This is a genomic window from Hyphomicrobium sp. D-2, from assembly GCF_029872155.1.
GTDB lineage: Bacteria > Pseudomonadota > Alphaproteobacteria > Rhizobiales > Hyphomicrobiaceae > Hyphomicrobium_A.
The window spans coordinates 14,820-30,506 of the sequence record NZ_JARXLA010000007.1 but is presented as its reverse complement, the minus strand read 5'-3'; the positions used below and the strand labels follow the sequence as shown (position 1 = coordinate 30,506).

The window sequence follows — 15,687 nt, the reverse complement described above, 5'->3', positions numbered from 1 at the left end:
GACGAAACACGGGCCGCGCAAAATCCATCCGCTGCACCTGCCGCCGTTGCGGCACCGGCCGGCAGCGGTCCAAGCGCGGCAGAGGCCGCGCGCGCCGTGAAAGCCCAGACCTCGCTGAAGGCTGACCGCCACGTGGAATTCGCCACCCCGCCCACTACGCGCGTTGTGCGTGGCGGCGCCCCCAAAGTTGACGAAGCCGAAGCCACGCAGCCGCCCCGCACCCAGCTTGTACGCGGCAAGGCCCAGGTGCAGCGCGGCGAGTTCGAGCAGGATCCCGTCGTTGGCTGGCTGGTCGTTGTCGGCGGCGCTGGCATGGGCGCGTTCCGGCCGATCTTCGAGGGCAACAACACCATGGGCCGCGCGCGTAACCAGCGCATTCCGCTGGATTTCGGCGATGATGCAATTTCGTCGGAAGAGCAGGCCTATATCCGTTATGATTCCTCGTCACGATCATTTCGTTCGTGCCGAACACTGGCCAAGACCAATATCGTTTCGATCAATGAGCAACGCCCGACCGGCGCAGTAGAGCTTAACCAGATGGACGTCATCACGATCGGGCGCACGCAGCTCGTTTTCGTGCCGTTCTGTGGCGCTGAGTTTGACTGGGCCGATCTCAATGATACCAAGGACTGATGCAGGCCTACGATCACGCCGCTCGCGCACCAAGGGTGCGCGCGACTATCAGGAAGACTCAAGCGCCTTCTGGCCCGCCGAGAAACGCGGCGCCGGGAGCGCGGAGCTGCCGCTGACCGCCAGCGCAACGCGTCTCATCGCGGTGCTGGCTGATGGCATGGGCGGGCACACGGCTGGCGCTCTGGCCAGCCGCATGGCGTGCAAGAATTTCATCTCCGCCTACGCCGATCTCAACGGATCGCGCTCCGACCGGCTGATAAAATCGCTGCAGTCTGCAAATGATTCAATAGCCGCTGAGGTGCACGCTAATCCGGTGCTTTCGGGCATGGGCACTACTCTGGTGGCAGCGGTTTTCACCCACGAGGGTGTCGAGTGGATCAGCGTCGGTGACAGCCCGCTGCTGCTTTATCGCCGTGGCGAGATTGCGCTGCTGAATGAAGATCATTCGCTCGCGCCGGAGCTGGATCGCATGGCCGCCGAAGGCCAGATGACACCGGAGCAGGCAAAAACGACCCGCGACGGCACATGCTGCGGCTCAGCCGTAACCGGCGACGAACTTGACTTGGTCGATGTATCGCGCAAACCGTTGATGCTGGAAGAGGGCGACTACGTCATCCTGGCGTCCGATGGGCTGCACACGCTGGAAATCGCCGAGATCGAACGGATCGTTTCCGCCTATGCGAATGACGGCGCCGAGGCTGTTGCCAATGCACTGATCCGTGCCGTGGAAGCCATTCGAGATCCGCATCAGGACAATACGACCGTGATGGCCGTGCGGCCGCTGGTGGTGGTTTAGTGGACGGTGAGACGATGCGGCCGGCAAAGAAGGCAAGGCGCTCTCCGCAACGGAATGAATATCTCGCCGGCGTGGCGAAAGACCGATGCGGCCCGCCAACCCCGACCGCCAGCATCCGGTGATTTGTTCTCATATTGTTCTTTACGCCCCGCATCCCCACGCTAAGGTTGCATCGGCTTGACACTTCGTGGAGCGACGTTGATCGCCCGGCGGAATTGGGTCGGCACCGGGGGCAGCATGTACGGGCATATTTCCACGCTGGCATTCGTTGGTATCGAGGCGCGCGCCGTTGAAGTGCAGGTGCGCATCACGCCCGGTCGCGCCGCGCTGGTCATCGTCGGCCTGCCCGGACAAGGCGGTGGCTGAAAGTTCCGAGCGGGTGCGCAACGCACTGCATGCCGTTGGGCTTGGCCTGCCGTTCAAACACGTCACGGTGAACCTTGCTCCCGCCGATCTTCCCGAGGAAGGCAGCCAGTTCGATCTGCCGATCCTGCTGGCGATGATGGTGGCCATGGGTGCCCTGTCACCTGAGGTGATTGCCGGCTTCACCGCCATTGGCGAACTCGCGCTTGATGGCTCCATCCGGGCGGTGCCCGGCGCTTTACCTGCCGCGATCGGCGCCAATGCAATGCGCAAAGGCCTCATCTGTCCGGCCGAATGTGGGCCTGAGGCCGCGTGGGCCGGAGAAGATATCGACATCATCGCCGCCCCTCACCTGCTCTCACTGGTCAATCATTTCAAAGGCCAACAGGTGCTGGCACGCCCCAAGCCAGCACTTAGTTCGCCCACGACATTGCAACCTGACCTCGCCGACGTGCGGGGACAGGAGAGTGCTAAGCGGGCGCTGGAGGTCGCGGCCGCAGGCGGCCACAACCTGCTGATGACCGGCCCGCCAGGGTCTGGCAAATCGATGCTGGCCGCACGGCTACCCTCCATCCTGCCGCCGCTGTCGCCGGAGGAAATGCTGGAAGTATCGATGGTGCACAGTCTCGCCGGCGAGTTGATGGGCGGCAAGCTCGCAACACAACGACCTTTCAGGGCTCCGCACCATTCCGCCAGCATGGCCGCGCTCGTCGGCGGCGGCTCGCGTCCGAGACCTGGCGAGGTCAGTCTCGCGCATCTTGGCGTACTGTTTCTGGATGAACTGCCGGAGTTTCAACCCGGTGTGCTGGATGCCCTGCGGCAACCGCTGGAAACCGGCGAAACGATCATTGCTCGCGCCAACCATCGCATCCACTATCCGTCCCGCATCCAGCTTATAGCTGCGATGAACCCTTGCCGATGCGGTGGCGGAACCGGCAGCACCTGCAAACGCGGCGCACGTTGTGCCGCCGAGTATCAGGCCCGCATCTCTGGCCCCTTGCTCGACCGCATCGATCTGCAGATCGAAGTACCGGCCGTGAGTGCCGCTGATCTGCTGTTGCCACCACCATCGGAAGGCAGCGCCGAAGTTGGTGCCTGGGTTGCGCGCGCCCGCGCTCTGCAACAGGCGCGCTTTGAGGCGCTTGGCGCCAAAGGCTTGCGCACAAACGCCGATTGCACCGGCCGGCTGCTGGAAGATATTGCGCGCCCCGACGCCGAGGGGGCGGAGCTGCTGCGCCGGGCTGCGGAATCCTTGCAGCTCACTGCACGCGGTTTCCACCGCACGATGCGCGTTGCACGCACGCTGGCCGATCTCGATGGCTCCGAGGCCGTCGCACGCGTGCACATTGCCGAAGCGCTGAGCTATCGTGGCGAAACCTTGCGCCAGCAGCACGCTCACGCGGCTTGATTGGCCGCTTTAGACACGGGGGAAACGAACCGAAGCAACCATTTTCAAGCATGGGCCGCAACGAAGCTTCTGCATACGCGTAACCGCTGCGGATCGTGTGGCACGTTTAAGCTGGTCAGGCGCCGTGCAGTGGCACTGGCATCGACCCCGCCGCGGGTGCTCCGATGACCGCGCCCGCGGCGCTCGGCAAGAGCCCGCCTGTCCGGCTCAAGAGGAACGCCACCTGCCGCACAACTCGAGGCCGCATACGAAAAAAGCGGCGGACTCTGCAGCCCGCCGCTTCGCATTACTTCATCGGCGATCACAGTGCAGGGCGGTATTCATGCCCCTAACCGGATCACCTTGGCGCTATCAGGCGCGCATCAGACCGCGCTGCATCAGCGCCGCCTCTACCGTGTTCTTCAGCAGGCACGCGATGGTCATCGGACCGACGCCGCCGGGAACCGGGGTGATCGCGCCAGCGACCTGCGCAGCCGTGGCATACTCGACGTCGCCGACGATCTTGCCCTTGCCGTCTTCCTTCAGCACGCGGTTGATACCGACGTCGATCACGATGGCGCCCGGCTTGATCCAGTCGCCCTTCACGAACTCCGGCTTGCCGATCGCGGCCACAACCAGATCGGCTTCACGCACGACGTCTGGCAGGTCCTTGGTGCGCGAGTGTGCAATGGTGACGGTGCAGTTCTCACGCAGCAGGAGCTGCGCCATTGGCTTGCCGACGATGTTCGAACGGCCAACGACGACAGCGTTGAGACCGGACAGATCGTCCTTGAAGCTGCGAGCCAGAATCACCGAACCGACCGGCGTGCAGGGCGCCAGCGCGCGCTCGCCGATCGACAGGCGGCCAACGTTCATCGGATGGAAGCCATCGACGTCCTTCAGCGGATCGATCAGTTCCAGAACCTTGTTTGAATCCATGTGCTTGGGCAGCGGCATCTGTACCAGGATGCCGTTGACGGCCGGATCGGCGTTGAGCTTGCGAACCAGCTCCAGCACCTCTTCCTCGGGCGTATCCTCGGCCAGCTTGAACTCGAACGACTGCATGCCGCACTCGACGGTCTGCTGTGCCTTGTTGCGCACATAGACCTTGCTGGCCGGGTCTTCGCCTACCAGAACCACCGCCAGGCCCGGCACGAAACCGTGCTGCTCCTTGAGGCGCGCCACGTCGGCGGCGACATCAGCGCGAACCTTGGCGGCAATGACCTTGCCGTCGATAACGAATGCAGCCATGAAAAAATCCTCCCTCGGATTGGTGATTGGCCCCGCGCTAAGGCGCGTCCTCAGCGGCTGGGCGCGAGTTTTGCCCTAAGCCGCTGCTCCAGGCGATCCGTTTCCCCGCTGATGGTGAGCGACTTGATGCGGGATTTTGCCCCGCCAGTCACGCGCACAGTGCTTTTGGGCACTTCCAGCCAGCGGGCAATGAGTTTTTCAACCGCCGCGTTGGCTTCCCCCTCGGCGGGAACCGCACGCACGCGCGCGGCAAACGCCACCCCTTCCGCGCTTGGAATGACGCCGTCGACGCTTTCTATCGAGGATTTAGGGGTCAGGCGCACGCGCACGATGACGCACCCATCCCCTGCCCGCCATGGTTGTTCGGCCGAGCTCATCCGCTCGCGATAACCAGATCCCGCAGCGTGCCAAGCACCACGCTCTGCACGAAGAAGCAGCCCAGCAGCAGAACCACCGGCGAAAGATCCAGGCCACCCAGGTTGGGCAGCAAATTGCGGATCGGACGCAGCAGCGGCTCAGTGACCGCGTTGAGGCCCTGCCAGATGGCGCGAACGGTATTGTTGTATGGGTTGACGACGCCAAAAGCCATCAGCCAGCTCATGATAACGCTGGCGATCACGACATAGACGTAAAGCTGGACGAGGTAGCCGGCAAAATCGATCAGGCGGAGAAGTAACATCGTGCTGCGCTCCCGTGCTGCAGCGCCACGTTTAACCTTGGTCGGGGCCAACGGGCAAGCGACATGGACTGCATGCGGTGAGCGGACGCTGAAGGTGGCTCATGCAAAACGCAAACATCGGCAGCTTGCAAGCGGTAGGACGCTACCCTGTTGCAGGGGCGACTAGCTGCAACTGACGCAGCTTCAGTCCCGTCGCCCCGGCCCGGAAACCTCTATCAAGCGTTGGCGACGTTGGCCTGCTGTGGCGGAGGTGGTGGCGATGCACTGGTTGCTCCGGTGCGCTGCGCCAGACGTGCAAGCACCTCTTCTGTCAGAGCGCGCACTGCCGAACCCACCTGCCCCGGATACTTCGCGAAGTAGCTGCGCTCATAACTCTGGAAGTTCGCAGCATCCTGCAGCGCTGACATGCGCGGAATGGCCTGCGCGAAACACGCGTTGTCCGGATTGGATTCCAGCCAGCGGTGATATTCCTCATCGGAAGACGACGTCGCTTCCTTGAGGTTGACGATAACGCCAAGATTTTCGGCGAAGCCCATTTCCGGATTCAGCGCCTTGAAGCGCCTGAAAACCTCAAGCCCACACACCGACACGTAATCGGCCTTGGTGGGCGAAACATGGAAATCCGCTTCGCGCAGCCAGCACTCCGTCAGAACGGAAAGCCCCGGCGGGCAATCGATCAACACGATGTCGAACACGCGGCGCACGCCATTCAGCAATTCGCCGATGACCTCGCGCAGCCGCCCGTGCAGATTTTCCTTCGAGACCTCGCGCTCAAGCAACGTGAGTTGCATATCGCTTGGCAGCAGGAACAGCGACCGCGCATCATCGACATCCGATACATTGCGCACGATGTACTTCGGCCAATCGATCACCTGCCCCTTCAGCACGCGGGCGTGCAGGTAGTCGACGATCGTCGCACCGTCGCTTTGCAGCTTGTAGAGGCTCGACACCGACATCAGCATGCTCGACACGCTGGCCTGCGCGTCACTGTCGATCACCAGCACGTTCTTGCCGTGATAGGCCGAGATTGTCTCGGCCAGCGCCAGAACCAGCGTCGACTTGCCGACGCCGCCCTTGGTGTTCATCACTGCAATGGAATTGCGCATACCAGACGGACTTCCTCAAAATGCGCCACGCGGGATAGCCCCCGACTGGGAGCCGTGGCCGACGTTATCAATGGCCGCTGAATATGGCAGCCATGGGAACGGGCCACAACGCACACAAATTGCCCGTCAGAAATAGCGGCCGATAAACCTTGCAACCAGAGCATCTGTCACCTTTCTGTCGCCTTTAACGGTTGAAAGGTGAGACTGACCGCCCCGGATACCTCCAAAGAGGCCCAAGCCATGGCTCACGCGCCGACGCTTTCACTGCCCCGCCCCCTCACCGCCATTCTCGTCGCCACCGTGACTTTCATGCTGGCCGGGTGCGGCATCAACACCATCCCCACCTACGAACAGGACGCCAAGGCGGCGTGGTCGGAGGTGCTCAATCAGTACAAGCGGCGCGCCGATCTGATCCCGAACCTGGTTGAAACCGTGAAGGGCTTCGCCGATCAGGAGCGCACGGTTCTGACGGATGTTGTCGAGGCCCGTGCCAAAGCCACGCAGGCCCAGATCAACATCCCGGCTGACATCCTCACCAATCCGGAAGCGATGCAGAAATTCCAGGATGCGCAGAACCAGCTCGGCGGTGCGCTTGGGCGCCTGATGGCTGTCGTTGAGCGCTATCCGGATATCAAGTCGGGCCAGAACTTCCTGGCGCTGCAAAGCCAGATCGAAGGCACTGAAAACCGCATCGCCATCGCGCGGCGCGACTACATCCAGTCTGTCCGGGCCTACAACACCGAGATCACCACCTTCCCGGGCCGCATCTGGCGCGCTGTGATGTATCCGTCGGCCAAGGAAATGGCGACGTTCGACATCCCGGCTGAAGAGATGAAAGCTCCGAAGGTCGATTTCGGCCCGAAGCAGTAACCGCCGCCCTTGAGGAGACGCGCAATGCACGCGGCCGCAAGCGCTTCGCCGTTGAGCCGGGCGGCGCAACGCCCGGTCGCGGTGGCATGGCTGGCGTTAGTGTGCGCCGTCGCGAGCGTGCTGTTGCTGGCCAGCATGACCGCGGCATGGACGGCGCCGACCTTCCCCGCTCTCACCGGTCGCATCGTCGATGAAGCGAACTTGCTGACGCCGCAACAGCGCGCCGAACTCAGCGCCCAACTTGCCGAGCTTGAGGAGATTTCCACCGATCAGGTGGCGGTTGTTACGCTCAACTCGCTGCAGGGTTACGCGATCGAAGACTACGGCTACCAGCTTGGCCGCAACTGGGGCATCGGCCAGAAAGACAAAGACAACGGCGTGCTGCTGATCATTGCGCCCAACGAGCGCAAGGTGCGCATTGAAGTTGGTCGCGGCCTTGAGCCGATCATGACGGACGCCATGTCCAGCCTGATCGTACACAACGCCATCCTACCGCAATTCCGTCAAGGCAACTTTGCGGGCGGCGTCGAAGCCGGCGTGCGCGATATTAAAGATGTGCTGCTGGGCGACGCCGAAGCAGTGAAGGAACGCGCACGCGCAGCTCGCACCGCCGACGACCTCGACATGTGGTCAGTCATTCTGATCATGTTCTGGCTAGGCATAACGCTGTTCGTTGTTTTCGCGGTCGTGCAATCTATCAATACGTCACCACAGGCTGTGGCCGGCCAACGGCGGAGATCAGCGCGCGGCCCAATCGTGATCCCCGGCAACTACGGTGGTTGGGGTGGTGGTTGGCCCGGCGGCGGTGGAGGCGGATGGTCCGGCGGCGGTGGCGGCTTCGGCGGCGGCGGCTCGTCGGGAAGCTGGTGATGGACAACGGCAACGCCATGGCAGCGGAAGCATCAACGCGGGAGACATCGGCATGAGCATGTTTTCGGCCGCCGACAAGGAACGCATCTCCGCCGCTATCAGCGAGGCGGAGCGGAACACCTCGGGCGAGGTTGTCGTCGTCGTCGCAATGCAAAGCGATGGTTATCACTATGTGCCGCCGCTGGTTGCGGCGATCATCGCCCTGCTGGTGCCGTGGGTGCTGATCTATTTCACGCACCTCGGCCTCGTGCAGATCTATCTGATCCAGCTTGCCGTGTTCGCGCTTATCACGGCGCTGCTGATGCCGCTGAAGATGCGCACTGCCCTGGTGCCAGCCAGCATCAAACATCTGCACGCACGCCGCCGGGCGATGGAGCAGTTTCTGGTTCAGAATCTCGACACCACCGCAGGGCGCACCGGCGTGCTGCTGTTCATTTCATGCGCTGAGCATCATGCCGAGATCATCGCCGACCGCGCCATCAACAACCACGTACCCGACGGAGTCTGGCAGCAGATCATCGACGAACTGACCGACCATATCGGTGAGGGCCGCGCAACGGATGGCTTCATCATTGCGATTGGCGCCATCGGCGATGAACTGGCGCGGCATTTTCCGCCGGGCGATGACGATGCCGACGACCTGCCGGACCATCTGATCATCCTGCCCTGAACGGGGTCAGCGAGGGATCAGGTCGCCAGCGCTCGCGCCCAGCCAGGACGGTGAATTGCCGGGTTGCCGCGCCTGCGCCCTCCAATGCCGGCGCGCCCGGTCCGCGTCGAAATTGATGACGAACTGCCCCAAGCACCGCCATCTTTCATGCTATAGGCTCCCCGCAGAATTGAACGGGGAAGACGATCGTGGATATGGCTACGCCTCAAACCGGCGCAACAGCGACGGCCCGCGCGCCGCTCAGGGCGCGCATTTCGTGGATGCTGTTCGACTGGTCTGTGCAGCCGTTTTACACGCTGATCCTCACCTTCCTGTTCGCGCCCTACTTTGCCAACGTGGTGGTGGGCGATGGCCCGCAAGGCCAATCGATGTGGGGCTTCGGCGCCGCCATTGCGGGCATTTTCATCGCCCTCGGCAGCCCATTCCTCGGCGCTTTCGCCGATGGACGCGGCCAGCGCAAACCATGGATCGCGCTGTTTTCCGTCATCCTCGCCATTGCGATGGCCTCGCTCTGGATCGCAACACCCGCAGCGCCATCATCCACGATCTATCTGGTGCTGCTCGCCTTCATCATCGCCACGGTATGCGCTGAATACACAGCCGTGTTCACCAACGCGATCATGCCCAGCCTTGTGCCGCAAAGCGAACTGGGCCGGCTCTCCGGCTCAGGATGGGCCTGCGGTTATTTCGGCGGCCTCGCCAGCCTGTTCCTCGTTGCCGGGCTGATCGTGCCGATGGGCGACAGCGGCATGACAATGTTCGGCCTCGATCCGCTGCTGCCGCTCGACACCACCACACGCGAGGGCGACCGCATCGTCGGTCCGCTATCGGCCGTCTGGTATCTGGTGTTCATGGTCCCGTTCTTCCTGTTCGTACCGGACATCAAACAGAAGCGGGTGCACGATGGCCGCCCCGCCACGGCGGAACTGTGGGACACGGTGCGCGCGCTGCCGCAGAACCGCGACATGCTTTTCTTCCTGGCCGCACGCATGATCTACACGGACGGCCTCACCGCCATCTTCACCTTCGGCGGCATCTATGGTGCGTCAGTGTTCGGCTGGGGACCGCTGGAACTGGGCATCTTCGGCATCATCCTGACGCTGATCGGCGCATTCGGTGCGCTCATCGGCGGCGTGCTCGATGACCGCATCAGCGCCAAGTTCGTGATCGTAACGGCGCTGTTCCTGCTGCTGCTCGGTGCCATCGGCATCCTGTCCGTCGACAAGAACCACGTGCTGTTCTTCCTTGATGTCGCGCCGAAAGAAGCTGGCTCGGGGCCATTCTCATCCGCGGGTGAGCAGGTGTTCCTGGCGTTCGCGATCGTCGTCGGCCTCGTTGCGGCGCCCGTGCAATCGTCCAGCCGCTCGCTGCTGGCGCGACTGGCGCCGCCCGACAAGATCACCCAGTATTTTGGTCTGTTCGCCTTTTCCGGCAAGGTGACCGCATTCCTGGCGCCGCTGCTGGTGGCACTGGTTACGGCGATCACCCAGAGTCAGCGCATCGGCATGGCTGCGATCACGCTGTTCCTCATCGTCGGCATGGCCCTCATGACCAAGGTGAGAATGCCCGCAAGACGGGATTAATAACGGCGGATCTTTCAGCCTTGCGCTTATCGGGGCGCCTCTGGTCGCGGGATCGGGGGCGCCTTATCTTTGCTTGGTGGCCGATGCTGATGGCCCATCTGCGGCACGTGTTGGCATGGATCAATACGCCGGACACACTTCGGCGCCATGATCCTCCGGCCCTTTTATCGAAGCGGCAATGAGGAGTTCGTTCCATGCACCGCGCTTTACCGTTGCTTGCCGCCCTGATGCTGCCACTCGCTGCCGTCGCTGAACCCACAACCGACAAGGCCCAGACGGATACGCCGCCGCCAGCAGCAACCGAAGCCGACCCAGCTCCGCCGCAGCGCTCGGCGTCAGAGGTGATCGACGACGCCAAGAGCGCCACCAACGCTGCCATCGATGCCGCCAAGGAAGCGCTTCTGAAGGCGATCGATCAGGCCAAGGAAAATGCCGCGACCAGCATCGACGAAGGCAAGAAGGCCAGCGAAGATGCTCTCGACGATGCCCGCGAGGCAACGACGCTGATGGACAAGGCGGCCGAAGCCGTGCGCGAAGTGCTGGACAAGGCCAAGCAGGCCACTTCCGAGGTACTCGACAAGGCGAAAGAGGCGGCGAAGGAATTCAATGCGCCGAAGGATGAGGCAGCGAAGGATAAGCCGGAAACGCTGTCGCCACCGAACGTTGGTCAGGGCGACAAGCAGCCCTCCGATAAAGGAAGCGACAGCACCGTCGATCCCGAAACGCAGAAGTGGCACTAACGGCTCTTCTCAGATCCCGGCGTCTGCCATCCGCCATGTCGCATTCAATGCGCGCAGAGATCCTCACGCCGTAATCCGCTGGATCGCGTGATCGCACGCCTTGCGCGTCCCGATCCGTACCGCACAGCGCACAAAGAAAACCGCGGCCGCACCAACCGTGATGAACACGGAAGGCGGGCCGCGGCTATCATTAGTAGGCCTTGATGCCTATGCCGATTATGGCTGTGCAGGCGTCTCGGTGGCCGGAGGCGTTGCTTCCTCAGCGTTCGGCTCAGGAGCAGCCGGAGCAGCTTCAGCCGGGGCTTCAGCAGCAGGCTCGTGAGCCGGCTCAGCCATCGGCTCAGGGGCAGCAGGTGCTTCAGCAGCCGGAGCAACTTCAGCAGCGGGCTCCTCGGCAGGCGCAGCCAGCGGCTCAGACGCTGCAGGTGCGTCAGCGGCAGGCGTCGTTGCGGTCGGCAGCGGCGAATACATGTAGATCACGCCAGCCGCGATGGCGGCCAGAATGACGGCATAGATGATTGCGCGGGCAAAAGTGTTCACGGTGAAAGTCCCCGATTGAGAATGATACATCCACCTTAGGGCTTTCAGCGAATAACGACAATAAAACGTCATTGATCGAAAGTGCGGTGTCGCGACGCTATCGGGCTGGCAGTTCTGCAACACTTCGACTTGCATCAGCATGCGCAAAGTTGGCGGCAAGCGACTGTTCGAAGCGGAAGTTAGAACGGATCAAGCGGGTGCTCACCGGGTACGTATTCGCACCTCATGCGCGATTGAACATCGTCAGCGCTTCGGTCGCTCCGCCAGCATGAACCATGACAGCCCCATGTGCGGATCATCCCAGATCTCGCTGCCAGCGAAACCCCGCCTTCTCATAGGCCCGGACGGCGCGCTCGTTTCGGATTGACGGAAACACGCACACCGCCGTTGCCAGTGTGGTGCTGAAAACCTCGTCCTTCAGCATTGCCAGCGCGGTCTGCCCCGCGCCTTTGCCGCGATGATTTTCTGACGCGATGAACAGATCGAGATCCCAGGTTCCCGCGGGCAAATCCTGCGGTAGCTGATCGCCCCACGCGGTGGCATCAATCGCATGCGCATAGCCGATCGGCGTACCATCGGCCTCGATCACCCGACACAGCGCGTGGCGCGAGCCCATGGCGATGTTGACCTCGGCCTCCGTTGCCGAGCGCGGCCCCCACCAGGCTTCGATGTCGGCACGCCCCAGCCAACCACGTATCAGATCCCAGTCGGCGCGGGTGGCCGGTCGCAGGCGGACACCTTCCGCTCCACCCGCCATCGTCGTCAGTGCCGGAAGTGGCGCACGCCCGTGAACACCATGGCGAGGCCCTTTTCATCTGCGGCGGCGATCACTTCATCGTCACGCATCGAGCCACCGGGCTGGATCACCGCCGTGGCCCCGGCCTCCGCCGCCGTCAACAAACCATCGGCGAACGGGAAAAATGCATCCGACGCCACCACAGATCCCGCGCGTCAGCGGCTCGGTGGCGCCAATGGCAGCGGCCGCATCGGCGGACTTCTGCGCGGCGATACGGGTGGAATCGACGCGGCTCATCTGCCCTGCGCCAATGCCGACCGTGGCGCCGTCCTTAGCGTAGACAATAGCGTTCGACTTCACGTGCTTGGCCACACGGAAAGCAAACAGCAGGTCGGCAAGCTCCTCCGCCGTCGGCGCGCGCTTCGTCACCACCTTCAGATCGGAGGCGCGGATCACGCCACTATCGCGCGACTGCACCAGCAGCCCGCCTGCAAGCGAACGCACCGTGATGCCCGGCGCGCCGGGATCAGGCAGGCCGCCGGTTGTCAGCAGCCGGAGGTTTTTCTTCGCAGCAAAGATCGCCGCTGCTTCCTCGGTCACGCGCGGAGCGATAACAACCTCGGTGAACACTTTCACGATTTCTTCCGCAGCTTCCGCATCAAGCGTTCACATTCAGCGCCACGATGCCACCGAATGCACTCACCGGATCGCAACGCAGCGCCTTGCGATAGGCATCAACAAGGCTTTCACCGCACGCGACACCGCTGGGATTTGCGTGCTTGATGATCGCGACAGCGGGGCGCTCAACGCCAAGCTCGGCAACCAGCTCAAACGCGGCGTCGGTGTCGTTCAGGTTGTTATAGGAGAGCTCCTTGCCCTGATGCTGCACGGCGTTGGCAACACCGGGGCGCGCTTCACCCGTGGCATAGAATGCTGCGTGCTGATGCGGGTTCTCTCCGTAGCGCAGTGGCGAGCGCAAACGGCCGCCCACGGTGCGATAGGCCGGTGTTTCTTCACCCAGCACGCCAGCAAACCAGTTGCTGATCGCAGCATCATAGGCGGCTGTGCGGGCATACGCCTTCGCGGCCAGATGGCGACGCAGTTCCGGCGTCGTTGCTCCGTTATTGGCGCGCATCGCATCCAGCACGGCGGCATAGTCATCGGGTTCGATGACAACTGTCACGCCGGCATGGTTCTTCGCTGCGCCACGGATCAGCGCCGGACCGCCGATGTCGATATTCTCGATGCAGTCGTCGAAATCCGCGCCCTTCGCCACCGTTGCTTCAAACGGATAGAGGTTCACCACCAGCAGATCGATCGGCGCGATGCCATGCTCCGCCACCTGAGCATCGTGGCTGGCGTCACCGCGAATGGCCAGCAAACCGCCGTGCACCATCGGATGCAGCGTCTTCACCCGACCATCCAGCATCTCCGGAAAGCCCGTCACTTCCGAGACGTCCTTCACCGCGAGACCTTCCGCGCGCAGCGCAGAAGCGGTGCCGCCGGTAGAAAGGAGCTCCACGCCCATGCCCGCAAGGGCGCGCGCAAATTCAATCAGGCCACTCTTGTCGGAAACGGAAAGCAGCGCGCGGCGAATAGGCAGGTTTTCAGTCATTCCAGGTCTCTGTTGCTTCGGGCAATCTTTCGACCACCCAACTCACTTCGGTTTCGCCGAACGTCGCGCCGCGCAGAACGATCTGCATTGAAGGGCGCGGAACCGGACTGCCCGCAAAGTGCGAGCTCTCTTCGATACACAGCGTTGCGCCCCGCGCACTGAGGCGCCATAGCTGGCCGTCCGGCAGAGTCACTACGGCCTCGCGCGGTGTTTCACCCAGCTCCAGGCGCACGCCCGGCATCAGGTGGAAGTGGATCGCGAACGGCAGGTCATCCCGCAGCCGCAACTGCCCCTGCACGCCGCTCAAACGATCTACCCCCGTCAGCCGCAAGCCGTCAGTGTCCAAACGCAGCGTCCGCGTATGGACAAGCTCGTGCCGGCGGCAATAGCCATCATGGCTGGCCTGCAGCACGGTCTCGCCTTCGAACTCCTCAACGCGCCAGTCAACCCGGTCGGGATACCGGATCGGCGGCGAGCCCAACAGAGCCTCCAGCTTGCGGTGGGCGATAAGCCGCGCCGACGATCTGTCCGCCAGCGTCAACGTATTATGGCTGGCGGTTGCCCGCGCGGCCGGGCCCCATTCGGCGCCGGAAAGGCAGGGCGCGCCGCTGTTAACGAACAACGGCACGGCGCCCGCACTCATTTCGAAGGAAAGACATCCCGCATGCGCGCTGGACGAAAGCGCCAACTGCGGCGGACCGCCGACATCGGCAAGGATCACCGTGCTGCCCCGCCGCAGACGTGCGTAGCCGGAAGCCCGCGCCTCAATCAGCGGTGGACGCGAGTTGTCGTCATAGGCGGCAACGGTCGCAACAGCGGCAGCAGAAACGCCCGGCGCGCCGTTGAAACGCGCCAACATGCCGTCGCCGAGCCGCAGATAGTGCAGCATCGGCACCATCACATTCAGCGCGCGCTGCAATTGATCCGGCAGCGGACGTTCACGGGCAGTGAAACACTGGCTCAGCGGTAGCAGGTCGAGCAGCAGATCCGCCAACACTGCCGGATTGCGGGTCACATGCCCGCCATCGGCCAATATCTGCCACGCTAATTCAGCGTTGAGATTTGCTTCAACATCACGCGCGTGCCGATCGAAACCGGCGATGGACAGCACCGCGAACGACAACGCGATATCCACCAGCAGGCGCGGATAGCCCATCGGGGCGTCCTTGCGCACTGACGCAAGTGAAGCGAACTGCCTGCGCAGACTTCCGGTTATCGCCGTATAAGTTGAGCGATCGGCATCTTCCAGCAGCAAGTTGGCGTGTGAAAGCCACGAGATGAGCCTGCGCGCGGCCACCTGCGGGTCGGCTGCAACGCCGCGCCGATCGTCGTCAAACCCGTCAATCCATTCCAGCGCGAGACGCCGCGCGGTTGCGCTGGCACCCTCAACGTCGATTGCAGAGAGATTGCGCAACCACCCGAAGCCATGCAGCTCCTGCGCCCAGGCCACGCTCGGCACCGGATCGACCTCAAACGGCGAACGCCCGTTCAACACCGCCACCGAACCGGCCAGCCCAAACTGGCCATAGCCGATCTCGTCCCAGAAACTTGGATCGGCGGTGCGCAGATCCTGCGGAACGATGAGCAGGTGCTCCAGCTCCGGCGTCGGCTCAACCAGCCGGCGCAACGGCATGGTCAGCACGCCAGCCAAGCCAGTACGATGCGCGCCGTGCGCATGCAGCGCCGTTCTGCGCAAACGATCCTTGAGCGTCAGTTCCGCCATGTGAGCCCCGTACCGCCCGCCTGTGACCGGGGGCCACGACGCAGAACTCCTGATTGCCCCTTCGTTCCGACTAACCCGTCGCGGGGCTAATACAAGGCTGGGAGGCCGCTAGCCTGTGCGCAGCC

The 15,687-nt window shown here is 63.1% G+C and carries 14 protein-coding genes and 2 pseudogenes; 8 read left to right on the top strand and 8 right to left on the bottom strand.

All coding sequences use genetic code 11. The features are described from left to right. The 3 genes and pseudogenes from QEZ49_RS12480 to QEZ49_RS12470 all read left to right on the top strand — a co-directional run. Nucleotides 1-633 (top strand): FHA domain-containing protein (locus tag QEZ49_RS12480; protein ID WP_280387348.1); only part of this gene is annotated, 633 nt, incomplete at its 5' end. Beyond that, the gene (locus QEZ49_RS12475) at nt 617-1,429 is read left to right on the top strand and encodes a protein phosphatase 2C domain-containing protein (protein ID WP_280387346.1); all 813 of its coding nucleotides are present in this window, start codon (nt 617-619) and stop codon (nt 1,427-1,429) included. The genes QEZ49_RS12480 and QEZ49_RS12475, both read left to right, overlap by 17 nt. A 237-nt stretch (nt 1,430-1,666) precedes the next feature. Continuing rightward, nucleotides 1,667-3,200 (top strand): annotated as a pseudogene (locus tag QEZ49_RS12470) (YifB family Mg chelatase-like AAA ATPase). Nucleotides 3,201-3,551: 351 nt separating this feature from the next. Here QEZ49_RS12470 and folD read toward each other — a convergent pair. The 4 genes from folD to QEZ49_RS12450 all read right to left on the bottom strand — a co-directional run bounded on the left by folD (nt 3,552) and on the right by QEZ49_RS12450 (nt 6,215). Further along, entirely contained in the window at nt 3,552-4,430 is an 879-nt protein-coding gene (gene folD, locus QEZ49_RS12465; protein WP_280387344.1) for a bifunctional methylenetetrahydrofolate dehydrogenase/methenyltetrahydrofolate cyclohydrolase FolD, read from the bottom strand. 50 nt (nt 4,431-4,480) lie between these two features. Continuing rightward, the gene (locus QEZ49_RS12460; RefSeq protein ID WP_068459562.1) at nt 4,481-4,807 is read right to left on the bottom strand and encodes a DUF167 family protein; all 327 of its coding nucleotides are present in this window, start codon (nt 4,805-4,807) and stop codon (nt 4,481-4,483) included. Next, the gene (locus QEZ49_RS12455; RefSeq protein WP_280387341.1) at nt 4,804-5,109 is read right to left on the bottom strand and encodes a YggT family protein; all 306 of its coding nucleotides are present in this window, start codon (nt 5,107-5,109) and stop codon (nt 4,804-4,806) included. Before QEZ49_RS12455 ends, QEZ49_RS12460 begins: the two co-directional genes overlap by 4 nt. Before the next feature lie 215 nt (nt 5,110-5,324). Beyond that, nucleotides 5,325-6,215 carry a ParA family protein gene (locus tag QEZ49_RS12450; protein WP_280387339.1) on the bottom strand — a complete coding sequence of 297 codons (891 nt, stop codon included), beginning with the start codon at nt 6,213-6,215 and terminating at the stop codon, nt 5,325-5,327. Nucleotides 6,216-6,524: 309 nt separating this feature from the next. Here QEZ49_RS12450 and QEZ49_RS12445 point away from each other — a divergent pair, with 309 nt between their 5' ends. The 5 genes from QEZ49_RS12445 (at nt 6,525) to QEZ49_RS12425 (ending at nt 10,948) form a co-directional block, all read left to right on the top strand. After that, nucleotides 6,525-7,085 (top strand): LemA family protein, encoded by a 561-nt coding sequence (locus QEZ49_RS12445; protein WP_280387356.1) that lies wholly within the window; start codon nt 6,525-6,527, stop codon nt 7,083-7,085. Between the two features lie 24 nt (nt 7,086-7,109). Next, entirely contained in the window at nt 7,110-7,955 is an 846-nt protein-coding gene (locus tag QEZ49_RS12440; RefSeq protein ID WP_280387337.1) for a TPM domain-containing protein, read from the top strand. A 52-nt stretch (nt 7,956-8,007) separates the two neighbouring features. Beyond that, nucleotides 8,008-8,625, top strand: a complete 618-nt coding sequence (locus tag QEZ49_RS12435; protein WP_280387335.1) for a TPM domain-containing protein — start codon at nt 8,008-8,010, stop codon at nt 8,623-8,625. A 194-nt stretch (nt 8,626-8,819) separates the two neighbouring features. Then, entirely contained in the window at nt 8,820-10,208 is a 1,389-nt protein-coding gene (locus QEZ49_RS12430; RefSeq protein ID WP_280387354.1) for an MFS transporter, read from the top strand. A 194-nt stretch (nt 10,209-10,402) separates the two neighbouring features. Beyond that, entirely contained in the window at nt 10,403-10,948 is a 546-nt protein-coding gene (locus QEZ49_RS12425) for a hypothetical protein (protein WP_280387333.1), read from the top strand. A gap of 216 nt (nt 10,949-11,164) precedes the next feature. On the opposite strand, the gene QEZ49_RS12420 is transcribed toward QEZ49_RS12425, so the two are convergent. The 4 genes and pseudogenes from QEZ49_RS12420 to QEZ49_RS12405 all read right to left on the bottom strand — a co-directional run bounded on the left by QEZ49_RS12420 (nt 11,165) and on the right by QEZ49_RS12405 (nt 15,562). Continuing rightward, nucleotides 11,165-11,488, bottom strand: coding sequence for a hypothetical protein (locus tag QEZ49_RS12420; protein ID WP_280387331.1), 324 nt, complete (start codon nt 11,486-11,488; stop codon nt 11,165-11,167). A gap of 295 nt (nt 11,489-11,783) precedes the next feature. Beyond that, a complete protein-coding gene (locus QEZ49_RS12415; protein WP_280387330.1) occupies nt 11,784-12,245 on the bottom strand; it encodes a GNAT family N-acetyltransferase in 462 nt (153 codons plus the stop codon). 5 nt (nt 12,246-12,250) lie between these two features. Beyond that, nucleotides 12,251-13,839: pseudogene (purH, locus tag QEZ49_RS12410) on the bottom strand (bifunctional phosphoribosylaminoimidazolecarboxamide formyltransferase/IMP cyclohydrolase). Continuing rightward, complete coding sequence (locus QEZ49_RS12405; RefSeq protein ID WP_280387329.1) at nt 13,832-15,562, bottom strand: heparinase II/III family protein; 1,731 nt, start codon at nt 15,560-15,562, stop codon at nt 13,832-13,834. Before QEZ49_RS12405 ends, purH begins: the two are co-directional and overlap by 8 nt. Nucleotides 15,563-15,687: the final 125 nt, after the last annotated feature.